The following is a 21,982-nucleotide window of genomic DNA, read 5'->3' as shown; positions in this document are numbered from 1 at the left end:
GACTACCCACCTCGGGGACGAAAGCCCTCCCGGCCAGGGGAAGTTCAGGCGCTGGGCAGACCCCGGTCACGCAGCGAGGCGGTAGGCCACGGGATCGTGACCTACCGCCTCGGGTGGAGCGGGTGACGAGAATCGAACTCGCGTAGCTAGTTTGGAAGGGGAGCCTAACCCTCCTTCCGACCCCCTGCTGAGCACGAAATCGGGGTCTCGGGTGACCGCTCTAGGCCTCTTTCTGCCGTCGTTTTGGGCACGTATTGGGCACGACAGCGGCGAGCTGCTGGGGCCGCTCCTGGGCGCCCTGCTGGGGTTGTTGCGCGTGAGGCGCCGCCTCGTAGGGCTCCCCTGTGGGGCATCTCGTCGGGTCGGCGCGTCAGCCGTGATCGTGTCCGCGGCGGGGGGGACTGTCGGATTATCGGTGGGCGGGGTGCTGGGGACGGGGGAGCGGTTCGTGCGTCGGCTGGTCGCTGAGCGACGCATCCGCTTCGTGAAGGTCGGGAGTCATCTGCGCTTCCCGAGGTCGGCGGTCGTGGAGTTCATCGACGCCGGCACGGTCCCGGTCGTCCGCCGTCACCGGGTGGCGTGATGGGTCGCCCTTCTTCGGGCTCGTTCCGCCGGCTGCCTTCGAAGCGGTGGCAGGTCCGTTACACCGCTCCTGATGGTCTGCGGCGGACGATGCCGCACACCTATCGGACGAAGGCGGACGCTCAGGCCGCGTGGGCGCTCGTCGCGGCGGAGATGGCTAAGGGGCGTTGGATCGACCCAGAGTTGTCGGGGCAGACCTTCGGGTCCTATGCCGAGACCTGGGTTGCTCAGCGTGACCTGTCGGAGGGGACGCGTCAGCTCTACCGGCTGTTGCTGAGGCGCCACATCACGCCATACCTCGGGCACCTGGCCCTGCGGCAGGTGACGGCTGCTGAGGTGCGTCGTTGGCGCACGGGTCGGATCGAGGCTGGGGTGGGTGCGTCGACCTTGGCCAAGTCGTACTCGTTGGTCAGGTCGGTGATGACGACGGCGGTGGATGACGAGCTGGTGCCGCGCAACCCGTGCCGGATCAAGGGTGCCGGTGTCGACCCGACCCCGGAGCGGTCTGTGCTCACGATGGATCAGGTCGCGGCGCTGGCCGAGGGGGTGGATCGTCGGTGGCGGCTGCTGGTGCTGCTGGCCTGCTTCGGGCACCTGCGGTTCGGTGAGCTGATGGGCCTGGTGGTGGATGACTTCGACCTGGACACGATGACCGTGCACGTGCGGCGCTCGGTGGCCGAGGTCAGCGGTCGCCTCGTCGTCAAGACCCCGAAGTCGGGCAAGTCGCGGTCTGTGGCGTTGCCGCCGGCCTTGCGCCCGGAGATCGAGGCGCACCTGGACGCCTTCGCAGAGCCGGACGCGCCCCGTCGCGTGTTCGTGGGGGAGAAGGGCGGCATGATCCGCCGGTCCAACTGGGCGGTGATCTGGCGTCGGGCTCGGGATGCGGCCGGTGTGCCGGACTCGGTGCACCTGCACGACCTGCGGCATACGGGCAACCATTTCGCGGCCAGGTCGGGTGCTTCGACGCGCGAGCTCATGGCGCGTATGGGGCACTCCAGCATGCGGGCGGCGCTGATCTATCAGCACGCGACCGAGGAGCGTGACCGGGCGGTGGCGGCTGCACTGGACGCCGTGCTAACCGATGCGCTGGGAGCGGCCGGCGACGGGCAGGCGTCGTGATGGTGGTCCGGGGTTTTGGGCACGTATTGGGCACGCGGGCCGCATACGTAAGCAGCAGGCCGGAGGCGGACTTCGTCCTCAGTGCCTCTGACCTGCTGCTTCGTGGTGGAGCGGGTGACGAGAATCGAACTCGCGTAGCTAGTTTGGAAGACTAGGGCTCTACCATTGAGCTACACCCGCAGTGGTGCTGCGGCCCTCAGGATAGGCGGGTGGCGCCCCTTGCGGGAAATCCGACACCCGCGGCACGACGCGCGACGGGTCCGGGCACCGCGGTCGGCCCGGTACTCTTGGTGCTTCACGGGCTGTGGCGCAGCTTGGTAGCGCGCGTGCTTTGGGAGCACGATGTCGCAGGTTCAAATCCTGTCAGCCCGACAGCACCGAGGGCCCTGCCGGTCGACCGGCAGGGCCCTCGCGCACCTTCCGGACCGTCAGGTCAGGCCCGGTCGCCCTGGTCGACCACGCCGGGCCCGGCCCGGTCGACCGGCGGGAGTCACTCGTACAGCACGTAGTCCGGGGTCGGGGTGAGCGCCAGCACCTGCTCGGGCGTCATCAGCTTCCACGCCCCCTCGGTGTCCTCGGTGAAGAACAGCTTGAACCCGGCCCGCACGTGAGCGGGCTTGCGCTTCACCACCGCTTGCCAGGTCTGCCGCTTCATCGTGGCCGAGCCGATGCCGTCGACCGACACGATCTGGGCGACGCCCGGGTGCGGGTGCAGGCCGGCGGCGTCCCGCACGATCCGCGGGTTGAGCTGGTGATAGAGCATGACCTTCTCGGGCAGCTTGTAGGTGGTGACGAGGTGGGCGAGATACCGCGCGGTGTCGTCCAGCTCGGCGCCGGTGACCGACCCGAACTGCTTCATCGGCACCTGGCCGGGGCCCATCCGCCACTCCGGGTCGAGGGCGACGCCGACGTCGGGCTGCGCCAGCCACTTCTCGTAGACCTTCGTCTCGGTCACGAAGTCGCTGCGCCCCGGCTGGATCGCGAGCAGCAGCATCCCGCCGACCTTGCGGACGGCCTCCAGGTGGCGGGCGATGACGTCGTCGCCGACCCGCGCGTTCCACCGGCCGCCTTCTCCCGGAGCGGGTTTGACGACGGTGGCGATGAGCTCGGCGACGGGGACGGTCTCCGCGCCGACGGCATACGGCCTGCTGCGCCCCACGATCTCGGTCATGCGCTCGTCCAGGCTGCCGACGCCCAGCTTGCCGAGCAGGGGACCGGTGCCCTCCCGCCCCGCGAAGCCCACGAGCCGGTGCCCGGGGAAGAGCGTGCGCCGCGCCAGCACCGCGGGGGAGGCAGGAGCGTCGACCGGTATGGCGGGAGTCGTGGGGCCGGGGGCGGTGGTCGGGCTGGCGGCGCTCCCCCCGGGGCGACCGGGGGTGGGAGCGCCGGGTCTCGACCCGGGCGCGGATCCCGAGGCGCTGCTGGACGCGGACCCGCCGGAGGTGCCCCCCGCGGGCCGGTCCGGGATGCTTGCGCCGGTGCAGCCCGCCAGCAGCACGGCGACCGCCAGGGCCCCTGCTGCGCAGACCTGTCGAGCCATGTCGGTCCCCTCTCGTGATGACTGGTCGTGCCCATCGTGGGGTCTGTCCCCGGCGTGCGGCGCGCAGCGACACGAGCCGGTCCACCGGGACGTCGTGCGCCTCGGCGTCGCCTGCGCGGACGCCCCGCCCCCATGGTAGGTATGGGACATGACGGCAACGAAGACGGCATACATCGTCGACGGCGTGCGCACGCCCATCGGGCGCTACGGCGGGGCCCTGGCGCCGGTCCGGCCGGACGACCTGGCGGCCCACGTGATCCGCGAGCTCCGGGTCCGTCACGCCTCGGTCGACTGGGAGCGGGTCGACGACGTCGTCCTCGGCTGCGCCAACCAGGCCGGCGAGGACAACCGCAACGTCGCCCGCATGGCCGCCCTGCTGGCCGAGCTGCCCGTGCAGGTGCCCGGCATCACCGTCAACCGGCTGTGCGCCTCCGGCCTGGACGCCGTGGCCATGGCGGCCCGGGCGATCATGGCGGGCGACGGGGACGTCTACGTCGCGGGCGGCGTGGAGTCCATGAGCCGCGCGCCGTTCGTGATGCCCAAGGCTGAGTCGGCCTACAGCCGCAGCAACGCGGTCTACGACACCACCATCGGCTGGCGCTTCGTCAACGAGGCGCTGCAGGCGGCCTACGGCACCGACAGCATGCCCGAGACCGCCCAGCACGTCGCCGACGACTGGCAGGTCTCGCGCGAGGACCAGGACGCCTTCGCGATGCGCTCGCAGGAGCGGGCCGCGGCGGCGATCGCGAGCGGCCGCCTCGCCCGTGAGATCGCCCCGGTCGCCATCCCGCAGCGCAAGGGCGACCCGGTCGTCGTCGACACCGACGAGCACCCGCGCCTCACCTCCTTGGACACGCTCGCCTCCCTCAGGCCGCTCTTCCCGAACGGATCGGTGACCGCGGGCAACGCGTCGGGCGTCAACGACGGCGCCGCGGCCCTGCTCGTCGTCAGCGAGGAGGCCCTCGAGCGGTACGGACTCACGCCCCGGGCCCGCATCGACGGCGCCGCCGCGGCTGGCCTGGAGCCGCGCGTCATGGGCTACGGCCCGGTGCCCGCCGTGCGCACGCTGCTGGCCCGCAAGGGCGTCGACCTCGCCGACGTCGGCACGATCGAGCTCAACGAGGCCTTCGCCTCCCAGGGCCTCGCCGTCCTGCGCGACCTGGGCCTGGCCGACGACGACCCGCGCGTCAACCCGCACGGCGGCGCCATCGCCCTCGGTCACCCGCTCGGCATGAGCGGCGCCCGGCTGGCCCTCACCGCGGCGATCACCCTGCAGGACGAGGGCCACGAGCACGCCCTCGCCACCATGTGCGTCGGCGTCGGGCAGGGCGTCGCGATGCTGCTCTCCAAGCCCTGACCCGCGCCCTCAACCCGAAAGGCAACTCCATGGACAAGGTCGTCCGCTCGGCCGCCGAGGCCATCGCCGACATCACCGACGGGGCCTCCCTCGCCGTCGGCGGCTTCGGCCTCTGCGGCATCCCGAGCGTCCTGATCCAGGCCCTCGACGACTCCGGGGTCACCGACCTCGAGGTCGTCTCCAACAACTGCGGCGTCGACGACTGGGGTCTCGGCATACTCCTGCAGGACAAGAAGATCCGCCGCATCCAGGCGTCCTACGTCGGGGAGAACAAGGAGTTCGAGCGGCAGTACCTCCACGGCGAGCTCGAGGTGGAGCTGACGCCGCAGGGCACCCTGGCCGAGAAGCTCCGCTGCGGCGGCTCCGGCATCGCCGGGTTCTACACCCTCACCGGGTCCGGCACCCAGGTCGCCGAGGGCGGCCTGCCGCTCAGGCACGACGCCGACGGCACGGTCGTCAAGACCTCCGCCCCCAAGGACACCCGCGTCTTCACCGTCGACGGCGAGGAGCGCACCTACGTCCTGGAGGAGGCCATCCGTTGCGACTTCGCGCTGGTGCGCGCCTGGCGCGGCGACCGGCACGGCAACCTCGTCTTCCGCGAGGCCGCCCGCAACTTCAACCCGCCCGCGGCGATGGCCGGCCGGATCACGATCGCCGAGGTCGAGGAGCTGGTCGAGCCCGGCGAGATCGACCCCGACGACGTGCAGCTGCCCGGCATCTTCGTGCAGCGGGTCGTCGCGCTGACGCCGGAGCAGGTCCAGGACAAGCGCATCGAGCGCCGCACCGTCCGCCCCACCGAGCACAAGGAGTCCTGAGCCATGGCCCTCACCCGCGAGCAGATGGCCGCCCGGGCTGCCAAGGAGCTCCAGGACGGCGACTACGTCAACCTCGGCATCGGCCTGCCCACCCTGGTACCCAACTACGTGCCGGACGACGTCGAGCTGGTCCTGCAGTCCGAGAACGGCATCCTCGGCACCGGTGCCTACCCGACCGAGGAGCAGGTCGACCCCGACCTGATCAACGCCGGCAAGGAGACCGTCACCGTCCGCAAGGGCGCGAGCTTCTTCGACTCCGCCATGTCCTTCGGGATGATCCGCAGCGGCAAGGTCGACGCCGCGATCCTCGGCGCCATGCAGGTCTCCGAGCACGGCGACATCGCCAACTGGATGATCCCCGGCAAGATGGTCAAGGGGATGGGTGGCGCGATGGACCTGGTCCACGGCGCCAAGAAGGTCATCGTCCTGATGGAGCACGTCGCCAAGGGCGACGCCCACAAGATCCTGACCGAGTGCACCCTGCCGTACACCGGCAAGGGCGTCGTCCAGCGGATCATCACCGACCTGTGCGTCTTCGACGTCACGGCGAGCGGTCTCGTGCTGCGCGAGCTGGCCGAGGGCGTCACCGAGGACGAGGTGCGCACCAGGACGGGCTGCGGCTTCACGGTCGAGCTGCAGGATCCGCCGGCCTGAGCCCAGGTCCACCAGGGGGTATGTCGCAGCGGTGCTCCGGCATACCCCCTGGTCGTGCCGGGCCACGGGGTCACCCGCCGCGCCACCCACCTCGGCGCTCGCCGCACCGCCCGTGGCGCCCCACGGCGCACCTCCCTCGCACCACGAGGGCGCGGGACGTGGTTAGGGTCCATGCCGGGCCACCCGATAGCATGACCCGAGCCCTGTTATCACGGGGCGCCTCGTCGATGCCGCCGGCTGCTGACGCGCCGTCCGGGCCCCAGGGCCCGGAGGACGCGCCGGCGTGGCGGTCCGCGCCGGCGGGTCCACAGATTCTCTACTCAGACGTTGGAGCAACCGCAGTGAAGAGTGCCGTCGAGAACCTCAGCCCGACCCGGGTCAAGCTGGCCGTCGAGGTCCCCTTCGAGGAGCTCAAGCCGAGCATCGATGCGGCTTACCAGACCATCGGCAACCAGGTCCAGATCCCCGGCTTCCGTCGCGGCAAGGTCCCCGCCCGCCTCATCGACCAGCGCTTCGGCAAGGGCGCCGTGCTCCAGGAGGCCGTCAACGAGGCGCTCCCCACGTTCTACAGCCAGGCCGTCGAGGAGTCCGGGGTCCGCCCCGTCACCCAGCCCGAGGTCAACGTCACCGCGATTCCGCTCGAGGACGGCCAGCCGCTGGCCTTCACCGCCGAGATCGACGTGGTCCCCACCATCGAGCTCCCCGACTTCTCCGCCATCACCGTCGACGTGGACGACGTGGTCGTCTCCGACGAGGACGTGGACGCCAACCTCGAGCAGCTGCGCGAGCGCTTCGGCACCCTCGTGGGCGTCGAGCGGGCCGTCAAGACCGGCGACTTCGTGTCCGTCGACCTCACCGCCACCATCGACGGCGAGGAGATCGACTCGGTCTCCGGCATCTCCTACGAGGTCGGCTCCGGCAACATGCTCGAGGGCATGGACGAGCAGCTCGTGGGCGCCAAGGCCGACGAGACCAAGACCTTCACCGCCCCCCTCGCCGGTGGCGACAAGGCCGGCCAGGAGGCCGAGATCACACTCACGGTGCTGTCCGTCAAGGAGCGCCAGCTCCCCGAGCTGGACGACGAGTTCGCCCAGCTGGCGTCCGAGTTCGACACCATGGACGAGCTGCGCGCCGACGTGACCTCCCAGACCGAGCGCGCCAAGAAGTTCGAGCAGGGCGCGCAGGCCCGTGACAAGGTCCTGGCGCACCTGATCGAGACCGTCGACATCCCCCTGCCGGACAGCCTGGTCGCCGAGCAGGTCGACGCGCACTTCGCCGAGGGCGGCGAGGAGGGCCACGACAACGAGGAGCACCGCAGCGAGGTCGAGGGCAACGTCCGCGAGTCCCTCAAGGCCCAGCTGCTCCTCGACGCCATCGCCGAGGACCGCGAGATCCAGGTCGGCCAGCAGGAGCTCATCGAGTACCTCGTGATGCAGGCCCAGCAGTACGGCATGGACCCCAACCAGTTCGCCCAGATCATGGACGCCAACGGCCAGGTCGGCGCCATGGTCGGCGAGGTCGGTCGCCGCAAGGGTCTGGCGACCGTGCTCGAGGAGATCACGATCAAGGACGCGTCCGGTCGCGTCGTCAACCTGTCCGACCTGGACGTCGAGATCGACGACGAGACCGACGAGCCGGAGTCCGAGGACGGGACCGACGAGGCCAAGGACGAGGACGCCAAGCCGGCGAAGAAGGCCGCGAAGAAGTCTCCGGCCACGAAGTCGACCGCCAAGGACAAGGACAAGGACAAGGACGCGGACGCGGCTGCGGACGAGACCAAGGCCGAGGCGAAGGACGACGCCAAGGACGAGGACGCCAAGCCGGCGAAGAAGGCCACCAAGAAGGCGCCGGCCACGAAGGCTGACGAGGCCTGATCCATCGGCACGCGGCCGAGTGCCGCGCCACGTGCTCCGGCCCGCCCGCCCCTGCAGGGGCGGGCGGGCCGTCACCTTGCGCCCAGGGCGAACACGCCCGCAGCCGGGAAGGGGAGGTCGGTGCCGGGCGTTACTGTCTCTAGCAAGTCCCTGGGCCGCCCCGGCGGCCCGCACCGAAGCGACTAGACAGAGATGAGACCCACGGTGAGCCTGAGCACCCCTGCCACCCCGGTCGCGGCGACCGCCCCCCAGGGCGGCCTCGACGACCACATCTACCAGCGGCTCCTGCGCGACCGCATCGTCTTCCTCGGCTCCGACGTGCGTGACGACAACGCCAACGCGATCTGCGCCCAGCTGCTGCTGCTGTCCGCGGAGGACCCGGACAAGGACATCTGGCTGTACATCAACAGCCCCGGCGGCTCGGTGACGGCCGGCATGGCGATCTACGACACGATGCAGTGGATCCCCAACGACGTGTGCACGGTCGCCATGGGCATGGCCGCCTCGATGGGGCAGTTCCTGCTGTCCGCGGGCACCCGCGGCAAGCGCTACGCCACCCCGCACGCCCGCATCCTGATGCACCAGCCGCTCGGCGGCATCGGCGGCACGGCGACGGACGTCAAGATCCAGGCCGAGCTGCTCCTGGCGATGAAGAAGGAGATGGCCGAGCTGATCGCCGAGCACACCGGCCAGCCCGTGGAGAAGATCACGGCCGATTCCGACCGCGACCGCTGGTTCACCGCCGCCGAGGCCAAGGACTACGGCTTCGTCGACCACGTCTTCGAGCGCGCGACCCAGACGCCGGGCAGCGGCGGCACGGACGCCTGACCCGCCATACGGCCCCTAGAGACTCCCGGAGAGACCCGATGAACCACACCCACCCCCTGTATGGCGCCCAGGGCGGCCACGTCATGCCGACGAGCCGCTACATCCTTCCGCAGTTCGAGGAGCGCACGTCCTACGGGATGAAGCGCACCGACCCCTACACGAAGCTCTTCGAGGACCGGATCATCTTCCTCGGCGTCCAGGTGGACGATGCCTCCGCGGACGACATGATCGCCCAGCTGCTCGTGCTCGAGTCGCAGGACCCGGACCGCGACATCCTGATGTACATCAACTCGCCCGGCGGCTCCTTCACCGCCATGACGGCGATCTACGACACGATGCAGTTCATCCGCCCGGACGTGCAGACCTTCTGCATCGGGCAGGCCGCGTCCGCCGCAGCCGTCCTCCTCGCGGCCGGTGCCCCCGGCAAGCGTTATGCCCTGCCCAACTCTCGTGTGCTGATCCACCAGCCCGCGGTCGAGGGCGGCGGCGGTCAGGCCTCCGACATCGAGATCCAGGCCAACGAGATCTTCCGGATGCGCACCTGGCTGGAGGACACCCTGGCCAAGCACTCGGGTCGCACCCCCGAGCAGGTCCGCGAGGACATCGAGCGCGACAAGATCCTGTCGGCCGAGGCGGCCCAGGAGTACGGCCTGATCGACACCGTCGTGGCGAGCCGCAAGGCCTCCGCGGAGTGACCGTCGATCAAGGCCCGGCCCCGGCGAGGGTCGGGCCTTGATCGTTCCGTCGCAGCGATTTCGCTGTCGGCTGAACTCGTGCGGCACGCCGGTGAGTGGCCGCACATCTGGGTGTCCCGGCCCCTCGAGCCGGGTACCTTCACTGGAGGGAACGGGCGGTTGGCAGCCCGTCGACACGACAGCGGCCCGCCCGGCCCGCTCGGCACAGGAGGTTGCGGATGGCTCGCATCGGAGACGGTGGAGATCTGCTGAAGTGCTCCTTCTGCGGCAAGTCGCAGAAGCAGGTCAAGAAGCTCATCGCGGGTCCCGGCGTCTACATCTGCGACGAGTGCATCGACCTGTGCAACGAGATCATCGAGGAGGAGCTCTCCGAGGCCCCCGAGACGAGCCTGCACGAGCTGCCCAAGCCGCGCGACATCTTCGCCTTCCTCGAGTCCTACGTCATCGGGCAGGACGGTGCCAAGAAGGCGTTGGCCGTGGCGGTCTACAACCACTACAAGCGCATCAACGCCGGTGCCGCGGGTGGGGCTTCGGGCAAACGCTCCGACGAGCACGTCGACATCGCCAAGTCCAACATCCTCATGATCGGCCCGACCGGCTGCGGCAAGACCTACCTCGCCCAGACCCTCGCGCGCATGCTCAACGTGCCCTTCGCCATCGCCGACGCCACCGCGCTGACCGAGGCGGGGTATGTCGGTGAGGACGTCGAGAACATCCTGCTCAAGCTCATCCAGGCCGCCGACTACGACGTCAAGAAGGCCGAGACGGGCATCATCTACATCGACGAGATCGACAAGATCGCCCGCAAGTCTGAGAACCCCTCGATCACCCGCGACGTCTCCGGCGAGGGCGTCCAGCAGGCGCTGCTCAAGATCCTCGAGGGGACGACGGCGTCGGTGCCCCCGCAGGGCGGGCGCAAGCATCCGCACCAGGAGTTCATCCAGATCGACACCACCAACGTGCTGTTCATCGTGGGTGGGGCTTTCGCCGGGCTGGAGCAGATCATCCAGGCGCGGGCGGGCAAGCGAGGCCTGGGCTTCGGGTCCGAGCTCAACGTCGCCCGCGAGGCCGGCGCGCCGCGGTTCGCCGAGCTGCAGCCCGACGACCTCATGAAGTTCGGGCTGATCCCGGAGTTCATCGGGCGCCTGCCCGTCGTGGCCACCGTGGACGAGCTCGACCGCCCCGCCCTGGTGCGGATCCTCACCGAGCCGCGTAACGCCCTGGTCAAGCAGTACACCAAGATGTTCGACCTCGACGGTGTCCAGCTGACCTTCACCGAGGACGCGGTCGAGGCGATCGCCGACCGGGCCATCGCCCGCGGCATCGGCGCTCGTGGTCTGCGGGCCATCATGGAAGAGATCCTCCTGCCCGTGATGTTCGACGTGCCCTCGGACGACGCCATCGTCGAGGTGCTGGTGACCGAGGAGGCCGTCACGTCGGGCGCCCAGCCCGAGGTGATCCGCGCCAGCGAGGGGCAGACCCGGCGCTCCGCCTGAGCCGCCGTTCGCGGTCGGCCGGGTGGCGCCGGACCGGCGGCCACGAGGGGGGCGCCCCCGCGGCGCTTCGTCTCGTCGTACGGCCTCCTGGACCGGACTGCCTCGCACTGCGGGGGTGGTCGCGCCCTCCTCGACGTGGTGAGGTGGGGGCATGAGTCTCGTGCTGCGCCGGGGCGCCCCGGCCCCCCGGCAGTCCACCCCCACGACCTGCGGTTCCTCCTGCCTGGTCGTGGCCCGGATGCTCGCCGACCCGGCCTATGCCGAGCGGGTGGGGAGCGGGGGCTTCGCGGCCGAGGAGCGTCGGATGCCGCTGCTGACCAACCGGATCCGGCCGTGGGGTCGGGTGCTGCAGCTGCCGTGGCCGCGCTCGCTGGGCACCCCGCCGTGGGGTGCTGCCGCCGTGCTCGCCCGGGTGCTCGGGCTCGGGCGCCGGGGGGTGCGCCGGCAGGTGGTGCGATGGTCCTCCCCGGCGACACGGACGGCCGTGCTCGACGGCCTGTCGCCGGGGGTCAGGTCCGGGCGCTGCGCGCTGGTGTATGTCGGAAGCCGGTGGCTACCAAGGCATGTCGTGCTGCTGGTGCCGCCTGCTGACGGGGTGGGGGTCGACGTCTACGAGCCGGCTGCCGGTCAGGTGCTGCCCCTGGACACCGACGACTTCGTGCGCGGGCTGACGACGCTCGCGGGCTGGACGCGGGTCTGGCTCGTGGTGGCCGCCGCCGAGGACCTGCCGTGAGGCTGGACCCGCGAACGCCCGTCGTCGTCGGGGTGGGGGAGTGCGGCGAGCGCCTCGCCGACCCGGCATATGCCGCCCTCCCGCCCGCCGAGCTGGCCGCCCGGGCGGTGGCGGCGGCGCTGGTGGACGCCGCACCCCGGGTGGGTCTCGGGACGCTGCGCCGAGCCGTGGACGTGGTCGCGGACATCCCGCAGTTCGCGGTCTCCACGCCCGATGCCCTTGCCCCGCTGGGGCATCCGGACAACATGCCCCGAGCCGTCGCCTCCCGGGCCGGGCTGGTGCCGCGGCTCGCGATCACCGACGTGGCGGGTGGCCAGGGTCCCCAGCACCTGGTCACCGAGCTGATGGGCATGGTGGCGCGGGGCGAGTGCGACATGGCGGTGGCGTGCGGCGCGGAGGCCCTGTCGACGACCCGGCACCTGCTGAGCCGACCGCCGGTCGAGCGGCCGTCGTGGTCGGAGTCCGTCGGCGGGCACCGTGAGTGGCGGGGGTACGGCCTCGAGGGGCTCGTCGACTTCGACGACGCGGGGCACATCGACGCGCCCTCGACCTATGCGCTCTTCGAGCGGGCCCGGCAGCGGCGGCTGGAGCGCGAGACCGGGCTCCCGGCAGGGGAGTACGACCGGACCATGGCCGAGCTCTTCGCGCCGCTCTCGCACGTGGCGGCGACCCACCCGCACGCGGCCCTGCGCGAGGCCTTCACCCCCGAGCAGCTGCTCGCGATCAGCGACCGCAATCGCCTGGTGGCGCAGCCCTATCGCAAGCTTCTCGTCGCCCGGGACCTGGTCAACCAGGGCGCGGCGGTGCTCGTCACGTCCGTGGGACGGGCAGCGAGCCTCGGGGTGCCGCAGGATCGTTGGGTGTCCCTGCACGGGCACTGCGACACCGTCGAGCGACCGCTGCTGGAGCGGCCCGACCTGGGGGCCTATCCCGCTGCCGTCGCGGCGATCGGGTCCGCGCTCGGCCTCGCCGGGGTGGGTCTGGACGAGGTGCGGCACCTGGACCTCTACTCCTGCTTCCCGATCGCGGTGTCGGCCGTGTGCGACGGCCTCGGGCTCGCGGCTGACGACCCGCGAGGGCTGACGCTGACCGGGGGACTGCCCTACTTCGGCGGGCCCGGCAACGACTACACCATGCACGCCATCGCCGCAGCCGTGCGCCGGCTGCGCGAGACCCCCGGCGAGCTCGCCCTGACGACCGGGAACGGAGGTGTGCTGTCGAAGTACTCGGTCGGCGTGTGGGGCACCGTGCCGCGGCCCTGGCGGCCGGGGCAGTCCGCAGCGGTGCAGGCCGCGCTGGACGCGGCACCTCGCGAGCTCCCGCCGGCCCCTGCGGGTCCCGAGACGTGGACGATCACCCACGGCCGTGACGGCGCGCGGCGGGCCACCGTGGTCGAGCGCGACGAGGACGGGCGGCGGACGCTGCGGCACACGACGGACCAGCACGAGGTCGCTGCCCTGGCCTGACCATGGCGTGGTCGGGCAGACGAGAGTCCCCGGAGGCTGAGAGCGAACTGAGAGCCAGGCTGCGGAACGGTGAATTCCGTTGCAGCACACTGGCATTCAGCCGCGCGGGCGGCTCATGCTGACCCAGGTCATCACCCGCCGGGGCCCTCGAGGAGACGCCCCCCACCCGCCAGGAGACAGCCATGTCCGTCGACGCCCCCTCGACCCAGGAGGTCGTCACCCCGGTCGAGCATCCCGAGCTCAGCCTCCGCTCCCCCCTCGTCGAGGGCATCGGCACCTTCTTCCTGGTGCTGACCATCGGGTGCGCGGTGCTGGGGCGTTCGCCGCTGGCCCCGCTCGGCATCGGTGCCATGCTCATGTGCATGGTCTTCGCCGGCGGCCACGTGTCCGGCGCCCACTTCAACCCTGCGGTCAGCCTCGCCGCCGTGGTCCGAGGCCGGCTGACCCCCGTCCTCATGGGCCAGTACTGGTTGGCCCAGCTGGTCGGCGGTCTCCTCGGTGCGATGGTGGCGACCTTCGTCACGCACCGCCACGGGGCCGTGGCCCCCATGGATCTCACGGCTGCAGCGATCGTCGAGTTCCTGTTCACCTTCGCCCTGTGCTGGGTGGTGCTCAACGTCGCGACCAGCCGCAACCACCCTGGCAACCACTTCTACGGCGTGGCCATCGGCTTCACCGTCCTCGCCGGTGCGGTCGCGGTGGGGTCGGTCTCCGGGGCGGCCTTCAACCCGGCCGTCGCGGTTGCCCTGGTGCTGATGGGTCTGCTGGGGGTCGTCCCGGCTGCCGTCTTCGTCGTGGTCGAGCTGCTCGGCGCCGTGGTTGCGGCCCTCGCCTTCCGGGCCGTCCACCGTGGCGATCGCTGAGCCGGGCAGCGCCCACACCTCCCCGCTCCGCGGGCGCTGATCGCCGGTGTGCCGCAGACGTCGGGGCCTGGCCGTCGTGGTCGACGGCCAGGCCCCGACGCACACCCGGGGGCGGGGTGGGCGCCCGTCAGCGGACGGGGCAGATCGTGGACTTCATGGCGGAGTAGGCCTTGGGGTCCTTCGTCGCGCTGCACAGCAGGTCGGCGTAGCGGGTGTCGTCGTCGACATACCGCTTGAACCAGGCCGTGGTCATCTCGGAGAGCCGGGCGTCCGGCTTGAGGGGCAGCAGGTGCTCCGCCCCGGCCAGCTCCACCCAGGCGCGCTGGTCGGCCTTGGTCAGCGAGGCGTACATCGGGATCGAGTGCATGGAGTTGGGCGCCGTCAGGTCCTTCTGGGCCGCGAGCACCAGGGAGGGGGTCGTCGTCGCCGGGAAGGACCGGATGCTGTCCCAGGGGAAGACGTTGACGACCGCCTTGAGGTCGGGCCGGGACTCTCCCACCCGCAAGGAACCCCCGCCGCCCATCGAGTAGCCCCACACACCGAGGCGGCTGCGGTCCAGGACACCCTCGGCCAGCGGGGTGTCCTTGAGCCAGGCGAGACCGGCCTGGAGGGCCTCGGCCCGACGAGGGGTGCCGTCCAGCGTGTTCTTGGCATCGATCAGCAGGACCACGAAGCCCTGGGACGCCAGGCGCGGCGCCATCCAGGCCACGGTGCTGCGGGCCCCGCTCCAGCCCGGGATGAGCACGACCCCGCCGAAGGTTCCCTGCGAGGTGTCCTTGGGCAGGAAGAGGTCGCCGCCGCCGAAGCGGGGCGTCGACGCGGCCGGGATCACCGTCTTGGAGATCTCGAAGGGCCCGTCGACCTGCGCGGAGGTCGCGGTCGGGGCCGGGCCGCGCTGGTAGGGGTGGGCGTCGTCGGCGACGGCCGGGGCGGCCGCGGTCGTCCCGAGGGCGGCGGCGAGCAGGACCGCGGTCACGAGGGACGATGATCGGCGGGCGGTGGTGGTCATGAGATCTCCCGAGAGACGTGCCGGCGCCTCCCGGCAGGCGACAGCGAGCTGATGTCATGCCGGGCCGAGCACGACCTCCGGGATGGCAGAGCGATGCTACTCGCCCGTCCTGGTGCGTCCTGCAGCCCGGTATGACGCCCTGCCGGGACGGCGGAGGGCGGCGACCGTTCGTGCGGTCGCCGCCCTCCGCCGAGGGGCGCGGGTCGTCAGGCCTTGGGCTTCTTCTCCGCCGGGATCAGCTCGACGTCGCCGACCGTGAGGGTGTCGCCCTCGGCGAGGGTCATGCCGGAGATGGTGCCCGTCGCCCGCAGGTCGGCCTCGGCCAGGCGGATCTGCGCGACCTGGGCGGCGGGGGCGGTGAGGGTCATCGCGGTGATCTGCGAGCGCATGCCGACCTTGGCCTCGGACTTGGCCTTGCGCACCCCGATCAGGGCCGCCGACACCGTGGCGAGCAGACCGGCGTCGCCGGCGGCCGCGAAGCCGCTGAGCTCCTCGCGGGTGGGCCACGGTTGACGGTGGACCGTGCCCTCGCGGAACCAGCTCCACACCTCCTCGGTGGCGTAGACCAGGACGGGGGCGAACAGGCGCAGCATCACGTCGAGCGCGATCTGCAGCGCGGCGCGCGCGGACGCGGCCCCGGCCTCGCCGCGACCGCCGTGGGCCCGGTCCTTGACCAGCTCGATGTAGTCGTCGCAGAAGGTCCAGAAGAAGGTCTCGGTCGCCTCCAGCGCCCGGGTGTAGTCCATGGACTCGTAGGCCGCCGTGGCGGTCTCGACGACCTCGGCGAGCGTGGCGAGCATGGCCTGGTCGAGCGGCTCGGTGACCTGCTCGCCGAGCACACCGCCGACCTCGCCGAAGGACAGCGCGAACTTGCTGGCGTTGAGCAGCTTGATGGCCAGGCGCCGGCCGACCTTCATCTGCGCCTCGTCGAGGGCGGTGTCGGTGCCCAGGCGGGCGGCCCCGGCCCAGTAGCGGATCGCGTCGGTGCCGTGCTGGCGGAGCATGTCGACGGGCGTGGTGGCGTTGCCCTTGGACTTGCTCATCTTCTTGCGGTCGGGGTCGAGGATCCAGCCGTTGACGGTGGCCTTCGACCACGGCAGCGAGCCGTGCTCGAGGTGGGCGCGGACCATGGTCGCGAAGAGCCAGGTGCGGATGATGTCGTGGCCCTGCGGGCGCATGTCGAAGGGGAAGAGCCTGGCGAACAGCTCGGGGTCCGAGCCCTGCCCGCCCGCGCGCCAGCCGGCCGCGATCTGCGGGGTCAGCGACGACGTCGCCCAGGTGTCCATGACGTCGGCGTCGCCCACGAAGCCGCCCGCCTGGCCGCGCTGGGACTCGACATACCCCGGGGCCGGCTCGGAGGCGGGGTCCACGGGCAGCTGGTCCTCGGCCGGCACGATCCGCTCGTCCCAGAGCACCTCGCCGTGCTCGTCCACGCGGTACCACACCGGGATCGGCACGCCGAAGAAGCGCTGGCGGGAGACCAGCCAGTCGCCGTTGAGGCCGCCGACCCAGTTGTCGTAGCGGGAGCGCATGTAGGCCGGGTGGAAGTCCAGCTCGCGGCCGCGGGCGCGCATCGCCTCGCGCAGGTCCTCGTCGCGCCCGCCGTTGCGGATGTACCACTGCCGGGAGGTGACGATCTCCAGCGGCTTGTCGCCCTTCTCGAAGAAGTTGGCCTTGCGCTGGGTCTTCCGGGGCTCGCCGTCCAGGTCCCCGGACTCGCGCAGGGCGGCCACGACGGCCTCGCGCGCGGAGTGGGTGGTCCTGGTGGCCATCTCGGCATACACCGCCCGGCCGCTCTCGGAGGTCAGCCACTCGGGCGTCTCGGCCTGGATCCGCCCGTTGCGCGTGATGATCGAGCGCATCGGCAGCTGCAGCTCGCGCCACCACTGCACGTCGGTGAGGTCGCCGAAGGTGCAGCACATGGCGATGCCGGCGCCCTTGTCCATCTCGGCGGCGGCGTGCGCGAGCACGGGCACCTCGACGTCGAACAACGGGGAGCGGACCGTGCTGCCGAACAGCCCCTGGTAGCGCTCGTCGTCGGGGTGGGCGACGAGGGCGACGCACGCGGGGAGCAGCTCGGGTCGGGTGGTCTCGATGAAGACCGGCTCGCCGTCCGCGGCGTGGAAGGAGACCCGGTGATAGGCGCCGGGGTAGTCGCGCGCCTCGAGCTCGGCCTGCGCCACCGCCGACTGGAAGGTCACGTCCCACAGGCCCGGCGCCTCGGCCTGGTAGGCCTCGCCGCGCGCCAGGTTGCGCAGGAAGGCCTGCTGCGCGGTGGCTCGCGCGTGGGTGTCGATGGTGCGGTACTGCACGTCCCAGTCCAGGCTCAGGCCCAGCATCCGGAAGGTGTCCTCGAAGGTCTTCTCGTCCTCGACGGTGAGCACGTCGCACAGCTCGATGAAGTTCTGGCGGCTGACGGGAACCTGGTCGGCGGCCTTGACCGACCTGCCCTCGGCGCCCTGCAGCGGCGGCCGGAAGTCCGGGTCGTAGGGCAGCGTCGCGTCGCCGCGGACGCCGTAGTAGTTCTGCACGCGCCGCTCGGTCGGCAGGCCGTTGTCGTCCCAGCCGATGGGGTAGAACACCTCGTGCCCGGTCATCCGCTTGTAGCGCGCGAGGCAGTCGGCCTGGGTGTAGCCGAAGACGTGGCCGATGTGCAGCGAGCCGGACGCGGTGGGGGGCGGGGTGTCGATCGCCCAGACCTGCTCGCGGGGCAGCGCCATCGCCCGGGCCCGGTCGAAGCGGTAGGTGCCCTGGTCGCGCCATACGGCCGCCCACTTGTCCTCCAGACCGTCGAGGGACGGCTTGTCGGGGACGCGGGAGCTGGGCAGGTCGGTCGTCATGGCCGCGATTGTCCCATCCGGGCGCCGTGGGGGGCGAATCCTTGGGGTATGGCGGGGGGCACCCCGTGGGTAGGCTGCGGGCCATGGCGAGCGTGCGGGAGATGCTGCAGAGGGACCCGGTCTACACCCCCGTGGTCGGGGCGGTGCGTGCCCTCTTCGCGGCACAGGGGACGAGGTTCAAGATCACCGGGGCGCACCACGTCCCGCAGCAGGGGCCGGCGGTGATGATGATCAACCACACCGGCTACTTCGACTTCATGTATGCCGGCTGGGCGGCCTTGCCCGCCGGTCGCCTGGTGCGGTTCATGGCCAAGGAGAGCATCTTCCGCAACGCCGTCGCGGGGCCGCTGATGCGCGGGATGCGGCACATCTCGGTGGACCGCTCCGCGGGGGCGGGGGCCTATGCCGACGCCCTGCGCGCGCTGCGGGCGGGCGAGATCATCGGGATCTTCCCGGAGGCGACCATCTCGATGTCCTTCGAGCCCAAGGCCTTCAAGTCCGGCGCGGTGCGCATGGCCCAGGAGACGGGGGCACCGATCCTGCCCGTCGCGATCTGGGGCTCGCAGCGGGTGTGGACCAAGGCCCTGCCGAAGCGGCTGGGCCGCCACCACGTCCCGGTGGGCATCACCGTGGGCCCGCCCGTCCACGTCGGGCCGCAGGACGACGTGGTCGAGGTGACCGCACGGATCCGCGAGACGATGATCGCCATGCTGCACGAGCTCCAGGAGGTCTATCCGGCCTGGCCCGTCGAGGAGCGGCGGCTGCTGCCGCAGCGGCTCGGCGGCACCGCGCCCTCTCCGGAGGAGGCCGCTCGCCTGGAGGCCGAGCTGCGCGCCAAGGGCCGCACCCAGGACCCCGTGGCCGTCGACCCGGCGCCCGGCGCGCCCGCGGTGGGCGGCCCCCGCGGCACCGCGTCCACCGGCACGGGCGGCCGGCACCGCTCCTGAGCCCACGCCCGGGTGGTCGCCCCCCCGGGGTGACCACCCGGGGCCGGACCGGATCCGCCGGGCGGGAGCCGTCCGGGACCGGGCGGATCAGTCCCCGGTGCGCTGCTCGGTCGCGTAGCGCGCCGCCAGCGCCGAGCACCACATCAGCTGGGCCTGGTGGAACACCATGAGCGGCAGCACCATCAGGCCCACCGGCTGCCCGGCGAAGAGCACCAGCGCCATCGGCAGGCCGGACGCCAGCGACTTCTTCGTCCCGCAGAACTGGATCGCGATCTGGTCCCCGCGGTCGAAGCCCAGCCGCTCGGCCACCCACCGGGTCAGCCAGAGCATCAGCGCCAGGATCGCCAGGCAGACCACCAGCACGCCCAGCAGCGCCGGGCCGGTCACCCGCGACCAGATGCCCTCGCGCATCCCCGCCGAGAAGGCCGAGTAGACCACCAGCACGATCGACCCGCGGTCGACGAGCTTGAGCGGGGCGGCGTGCGCCGTGACCCAGGGCCGGATCCACCGGCCCGCGACCTGGCCGAGGACGAAGGGCAGCAGCAGCTGGACGCCGATGTCCCCGAAGGCCTGCGGCGAGACCGACACGGTGCCGGTGGTGGTCATCAGGGCCATGACGAGCAGGGGCGTGAGCACTACGCCGACGAGGTTGGACGCCGAGGCGCTGACGATGGCGCCGGCCACGTTGCCCCGGGCCACCGAGGTGAAGGCGATGGACGACTGCACGGTCGAGGGCACCAGGGTGACGTAGAGCAGACCGGCCGCCAGCGCGTCCCCCAGCAGCGGCCGCAGCACCGGCGTCAGCGCGAGCCCGAGGAGCGGGAAGGCCACGAAGGTGAAGCCCAGGATCACGGCGTGCAGCCGCCAGTGCCGCAGCCCCGCGAGGGCCTCCTGCGGGGACAGCCGGGCGCCGTACAGGAAGAACAGCGCGAAGATCGCGACCGCGACCACGGCGTCGAGGACCGGGACCGCGCCGCCGCGGGCCGGCAGGACGCTCGCGACGAGGGCGGCGACGAGGATCGCGAGCAGGAAGGGGTCGAGGCGAAGCTTGGCGAGCACCCCTCAGTCTCACCCTGGCCGACCGACGGGCCCAAGCAGCCCCGGGCCGACCGGGCTCGGCGCGCCGCTCAGACGGCGAAGCCGAGGTGGGCGAGCGCCTGGCGCAGCAGGGTGCCGTGGCCGCGACCCATCTCCTCGGCGACGCCCCGGCTGCGCGCCTCGTCAGGGGTGACCCAGGCCAGGTCGAGCGCGTCCTGGGAGGGAGCGCAGTCCCCGGCGACGGGCACGACGTAGCCGAGCGCGACCGCGTGCTGGCGCGGGTCGTGGAAGGGGGTCACGCCCGGGGTGGGGAAGTACTCCGACACCGTGAACGGCTGCGGGGACAAGGGGATCCGCGGCATCGCCAGCGGGCCGAGGTCCTTCTCGACGTGGCGCAGCAGCGCGTCCCGGAGCCGCTCGTGGTACATCACCCGGCCGCTCACCAGCTCGCGGGCCACCGTGCCGTCACCGCTGACCCGCAGCAGCGTGCCCAGGTGGGTGACCTCGCCGCGGTCGTCGACCCGCACCGGCACCACGTCGACGTAGAGGATCGGCAGGCGCTCGCGCGCCTGCTCGAGGCTCTCGTGGCTGAGCCAGGCGGCGGAGGGGTCGACGTCCGTCGGGTTCATGGGCTCATTGCACCACGCGTCGGGGCGTGTCGCCGGGCGAGCCGCGCGGACTCCAGGACTTGTCCGGTCCCAGGCGTATGCCGGCCTGCGGCAGCCGGCTCAGGCCGTCGGCCAGAGCACCCGCCCGGGGTTCATGATCCCGAGCGGGTCGAAGAAGTGCTTGAGCCCGCGCTGCCGCTCGATCTCCGCCGCGCCGAGCTCGGTGGCGAGCCAGTCGCTCTTGAGGATCCCCACCCCGTGCTCGCCGGTGATGGTGCCGCCGAGCTCCAGGGTGACCGCCACGAGCGCGGTGATGGCGTCGTGCGCCCGCCGGGTCTGGTCCGGGTCGGCCGGGTCGAAGTAGACCGTCGGGTGCATGTTGCCGTCGCCGCCGTGCCCGGCCGTGACGATCCGGGTGCCGTGCTGCTCGCCGATCTCGTAGCCGCGCTCGATGAACTCCGCCAGCGCCTGCACCGGCACGCACATGTCCTCGGTGAGGTTGTGGCCCAGCCGGTCCAGGGCGTGCGAGATCGCCCGGCGCCCGGCCATCAGGGTGTGCGACGCCTCGGGGGTGGTCGCCACCTCGACCGTCGTCGCCCCCGCCGCCGAGCACACCTCGGCGTAGCGGGCGGCGTCCTCGGCGGTGTGCCCGGCACGGTCGGACTGCACGAGCAGCGCGGCCTGCACCCCCTCGGGGAAGCCGTAGTCGCCATACGCCTGGACGGCCGCCACGGTGGGTCCGTCCATCAGCTCGAGCAGGCTGGGCCGGTGGCGCTCGCGGCGCAGGGCGACGATGGCGTCGCAGCCCGCCCGCAGCGTGGGGAAGGTCGCGAGGACGGTCGCCGGCTGCTCGGGCTGGGGCCCCAGGCTCGCCCAGACGCGGGTCACGACGCCGAGCTGGCCCTCCGAGCCGACGAACAGGCCGGTGAGGTCGAGCCCGGCGACGCCCTTGGCGGTGCGGTGCCCGGTGCGCATGACCTCGCCCCCGGGCAGCACCACCTCCAGGGCCCGGACCGACGCCGCGGTGTCGCCGTACTTCAGGCAGCACAGGCCGCCTGCGTTGGTCGCGACGTTGCCGCCCACCGTGGAGATGGCCACGGACGCCGGGTCGGGGCCGTAGTGCAGGCCGGCGTCGCTCGCCGCGGACTTGAGCTCGGAGGTGATGACGCCCGCCTGGACCACGGCGAGCGCCTCGACCGGGTCGACGTCCTCGATCGCGTCCATCGCCTCGAGGTTGAGGGCGATCCCGCCCTCGAGGGGGACCGCGCCCCCGGCGAGACCGGTGCGGGCGCCCTGCGGGACGACGGGCAGCCGCTCGGCCGCGGCCCACTCGAGCGCCGCCACCACGTCGTCCAGGTCCCGGGCCCGGACCAGGGTGAAGTCCTCCGGCGCCGGTATGCCGAGCGCGGCGTCCTGGGCGTGCCGGGCGAGCTCGGCGGGATCGCGCGTGCACGCCGCGGCGAGCGCCTGCGGCGGGGTGGGGTCTGACCATCGGCTCATGGAGAAAGCCTAGTCAGG

General features: G+C 72.0%; 19 protein-coding genes and 2 tRNA genes. 14 read left to right on the top strand and 7 right to left on the bottom strand.

Annotated elements, in window-relative coordinates; all coding sequences use genetic code 11:
* Positions 1-415 precede the first annotated feature (415 nt).
* Both MM438_RS10225 and MM438_RS10220 read left to right on the top strand, forming a co-directional pair.
* The gene (locus tag MM438_RS10225; RefSeq protein WP_241452370.1) at positions 416-583 is read left to right on the top strand and encodes an excisionase family DNA-binding protein; all 168 of its coding nucleotides are present in this window, start codon (positions 416-418) and stop codon (positions 581-583) included.
* Positions 583-1,701: a tyrosine-type recombinase/integrase gene (locus MM438_RS10220; protein ID WP_241453428.1), complete on the top strand. Its 1,119-nt coding sequence runs from the start codon at positions 583-585 to the stop codon at positions 1,699-1,701. Before MM438_RS10225 ends, MM438_RS10220 begins: the two co-directional genes overlap by 1 nt.
* A gap of 106 nt (positions 1,702-1,807) precedes the next feature.
* On the opposite strand, the gene MM438_RS10215 is transcribed toward MM438_RS10220, so the two are convergent.
* Positions 1,808-1,881, bottom strand: a tRNA-Gly gene (locus MM438_RS10215).
* 118 nt (positions 1,882-1,999) lie between these two features.
* On the opposite strand from MM438_RS10215, the gene MM438_RS10210 reads away from it, so the two are divergent.
* A tRNA-Pro gene (locus MM438_RS10210) sits at positions 2,000-2,073 on the top strand.
* A gap of 118 nt (positions 2,074-2,191) precedes the next feature.
* Here the strand turns inward: MM438_RS10210 and MM438_RS10205 are convergent.
* Complete coding sequence (locus MM438_RS10205; RefSeq protein WP_241452369.1) at positions 2,192-3,241, bottom strand: hypothetical protein; 1,050 nt, start codon at positions 3,239-3,241, stop codon at positions 2,192-2,194.
* A 148-nt stretch (positions 3,242-3,389) separates the two neighbouring features.
* On the opposite strand from MM438_RS10205, the gene pcaF reads away from it, so the two are divergent.
* The 10 genes from pcaF to MM438_RS10155 all read left to right on the top strand — a co-directional run bounded on the left by pcaF (position 3,390) and on the right by MM438_RS10155 (position 14,022).
* Positions 3,390-4,598 (top strand): 3-oxoadipyl-CoA thiolase, encoded by a 1,209-nt coding sequence (gene pcaF / locus MM438_RS10200; protein WP_241452368.1) that lies wholly within the window; start codon positions 3,390-3,392, stop codon positions 4,596-4,598.
* Between the two features lie 29 nt (positions 4,599-4,627).
* Positions 4,628-5,413, top strand: a complete 786-nt coding sequence (locus MM438_RS10195) for a CoA transferase subunit A (RefSeq protein ID WP_241452367.1) — start codon at positions 4,628-4,630, stop codon at positions 5,411-5,413.
* Between the two features lie 3 nt (positions 5,414-5,416).
* Positions 5,417-6,067: a CoA transferase subunit B gene (locus tag MM438_RS10190; protein WP_241452366.1), complete on the top strand. Its 651-nt coding sequence runs from the start codon at positions 5,417-5,419 to the stop codon at positions 6,065-6,067.
* A gap of 341 nt (positions 6,068-6,408) precedes the next feature.
* A complete protein-coding gene (tig, locus tag MM438_RS10185; RefSeq protein ID WP_241452365.1) occupies positions 6,409-7,941 on the top strand; it encodes a trigger factor in 1,533 nt (510 codons plus the stop codon).
* A 204-nt stretch (positions 7,942-8,145) separates the two neighbouring features.
* Positions 8,146-8,769 carry a ClpP family protease gene (locus tag MM438_RS10180; RefSeq protein ID WP_338155536.1) on the top strand — a complete coding sequence of 208 codons (624 nt, stop codon included), beginning with the start codon at positions 8,146-8,148 and terminating at the stop codon, positions 8,767-8,769.
* A 38-nt stretch (positions 8,770-8,807) separates the two neighbouring features.
* Positions 8,808-9,464, top strand: a complete 657-nt coding sequence (locus MM438_RS10175; protein WP_277627956.1) for an ATP-dependent Clp protease proteolytic subunit — start codon at positions 8,808-8,810, stop codon at positions 9,462-9,464.
* 218 nt (positions 9,465-9,682) lie between these two features.
* The gene (gene clpX, locus MM438_RS10170) at positions 9,683-10,960 is read left to right on the top strand and encodes an ATP-dependent Clp protease ATP-binding subunit ClpX (RefSeq protein ID WP_241452364.1); all 1,278 of its coding nucleotides are present in this window, start codon (positions 9,683-9,685) and stop codon (positions 10,958-10,960) included.
* A 151-nt stretch (positions 10,961-11,111) separates the two neighbouring features.
* Entirely contained in the window at positions 11,112-11,693 is a 582-nt protein-coding gene (locus MM438_RS10165) for a hypothetical protein (protein ID WP_241452363.1), read from the top strand.
* The gene (locus tag MM438_RS10160; protein ID WP_241452362.1) at positions 11,690-13,159 is read left to right on the top strand and encodes an acetyl-CoA acetyltransferase; all 1,470 of its coding nucleotides are present in this window, start codon (positions 11,690-11,692) and stop codon (positions 13,157-13,159) included. The genes MM438_RS10165 and MM438_RS10160 overlap by 4 nt, the downstream gene beginning before the upstream one ends.
* A 182-nt stretch (positions 13,160-13,341) precedes the next feature.
* Entirely contained in the window at positions 13,342-14,022 is a 681-nt protein-coding gene (locus tag MM438_RS10155) for an MIP/aquaporin family protein (RefSeq protein WP_241452361.1), read from the top strand.
* A gap of 127 nt (positions 14,023-14,149) precedes the next feature.
* Here the strand turns inward: MM438_RS10155 and MM438_RS10150 are convergent, their stop codons facing one another.
* Positions 14,150-15,031: a dienelactone hydrolase family protein gene (locus tag MM438_RS10150; protein WP_241452360.1), complete on the bottom strand. Its 882-nt coding sequence runs from the start codon at positions 15,029-15,031 to the stop codon at positions 14,150-14,152.
* Positions 15,032-15,237: 206 nt separating this feature from the next.
* Positions 15,238-17,871 (bottom strand): valine--tRNA ligase, encoded by a 2,634-nt coding sequence (gene valS / locus MM438_RS10145; RefSeq protein WP_241452359.1) that lies wholly within the window; start codon positions 17,869-17,871, stop codon positions 15,238-15,240.
* Positions 17,872-17,954: 83 nt separating this feature from the next.
* Here valS and MM438_RS10140 point away from each other — a divergent pair, with 83 nt between their 5' ends.
* On the top strand, positions 17,955-18,818 hold the full coding sequence (locus MM438_RS10140) for a lysophospholipid acyltransferase family protein (RefSeq protein WP_241452358.1): 864 nt from the start codon (positions 17,955-17,957) through the stop codon (positions 18,816-18,818).
* An 87-nt stretch (positions 18,819-18,905) separates the two neighbouring features.
* Here MM438_RS10140 and MM438_RS10135 read toward each other — a convergent pair whose 3' ends face one another.
* From MM438_RS10135 to MM438_RS10125, 3 genes are all read right to left on the bottom strand, one after another.
* Complete coding sequence (locus MM438_RS10135) at positions 18,906-19,877, bottom strand: bile acid:sodium symporter family protein (protein ID WP_241452357.1); 972 nt, start codon at positions 19,875-19,877, stop codon at positions 18,906-18,908.
* Between the two features lie 68 nt (positions 19,878-19,945).
* Positions 19,946-20,485, bottom strand: a complete 540-nt coding sequence (locus MM438_RS10130; protein WP_241452356.1) for a DUF4916 domain-containing protein — start codon at positions 20,483-20,485, stop codon at positions 19,946-19,948.
* Between the two features lie 99 nt (positions 20,486-20,584).
* Positions 20,585-21,964, bottom strand: a complete 1,380-nt coding sequence (locus MM438_RS10125) for an FAD-binding oxidoreductase (protein ID WP_241452355.1) — start codon at positions 21,962-21,964, stop codon at positions 20,585-20,587.
* Between the last annotated feature and the right edge of the window lie 18 nt (positions 21,965-21,982).

The sequence above is a fragment of the Arsenicicoccus dermatophilus genome, from assembly GCF_022568795.1.
GTDB lineage: Bacteria > Actinomycetota > Actinomycetes > Actinomycetales > Dermatophilaceae > Arsenicicoccus > Arsenicicoccus dermatophilus.
Note: the sequence above shows the minus strand (reverse complement) of the source record. Positions and strands in the feature narration are given on the sequence as shown.

Bases quoted from the DNA above. Each gene is read 5' to 3' on its own strand.
- pcaF (WP_241452368.1), top strand. From the start codon at position 3,390: ATGACGGCAACGAAGACGGCATACATCGTCGACGGCGTGCGCACGCCC.
- MM438_RS10130 (WP_241452356.1), bottom strand. From the start codon at position 20,485: ATGAACCCGACGGACGTCGACCCCTCCGCCGCCTGGCTCAGCCACGAG.
- clpX (WP_241452364.1), top strand. From the start codon at position 9,683: ATGGCTCGCATCGGAGACGGTGGAGATCTGCTGAAGTGCTCCTTCTGC.
- MM438_RS10175 (WP_277627956.1), top strand. From the start codon at position 8,808: ATGAACCACACCCACCCCCTGTATGGCGCCCAGGGCGGCCACGTCATG.
- MM438_RS10220 (WP_241453428.1), top strand. From the start codon at position 583: ATGGGTCGCCCTTCTTCGGGCTCGTTCCGCCGGCTGCCTTCGAAGCGG.
- MM438_RS10150 (WP_241452360.1), bottom strand. From the start codon at position 15,031: ATGACCACCACCGCCCGCCGATCATCGTCCCTCGTGACCGCGGTCCTG.
- MM438_RS10165 (WP_241452363.1), top strand. From the start codon at position 11,112: ATGAGTCTCGTGCTGCGCCGGGGCGCCCCGGCCCCCCGGCAGTCCACC.
- MM438_RS10155 (WP_241452361.1), top strand. From the start codon at position 13,342: ATGTCCGTCGACGCCCCCTCGACCCAGGAGGTCGTCACCCCGGTCGAG.
- MM438_RS10195 (WP_241452367.1), top strand. From the start codon at position 4,628: ATGGACAAGGTCGTCCGCTCGGCCGCCGAGGCCATCGCCGACATCACC.
- MM438_RS10140 (WP_241452358.1), top strand. From the start codon at position 17,955: ATGGCGAGCGTGCGGGAGATGCTGCAGAGGGACCCGGTCTACACCCCC.
- MM438_RS10205 (WP_241452369.1), bottom strand. From the start codon at position 3,241: ATGGCTCGACAGGTCTGCGCAGCAGGGGCCCTGGCGGTCGCCGTGCTG.
- MM438_RS10125 (WP_241452355.1), bottom strand. From the start codon at position 21,964: ATGAGCCGATGGTCAGACCCCACCCCGCCGCAGGCGCTCGCCGCGGCG.
- valS (WP_241452359.1), bottom strand. From the start codon at position 17,871: ATGACGACCGACCTGCCCAGCTCCCGCGTCCCCGACAAGCCGTCCCTC.
- MM438_RS10190 (WP_241452366.1), top strand. From the start codon at position 5,417: ATGGCCCTCACCCGCGAGCAGATGGCCGCCCGGGCTGCCAAGGAGCTC.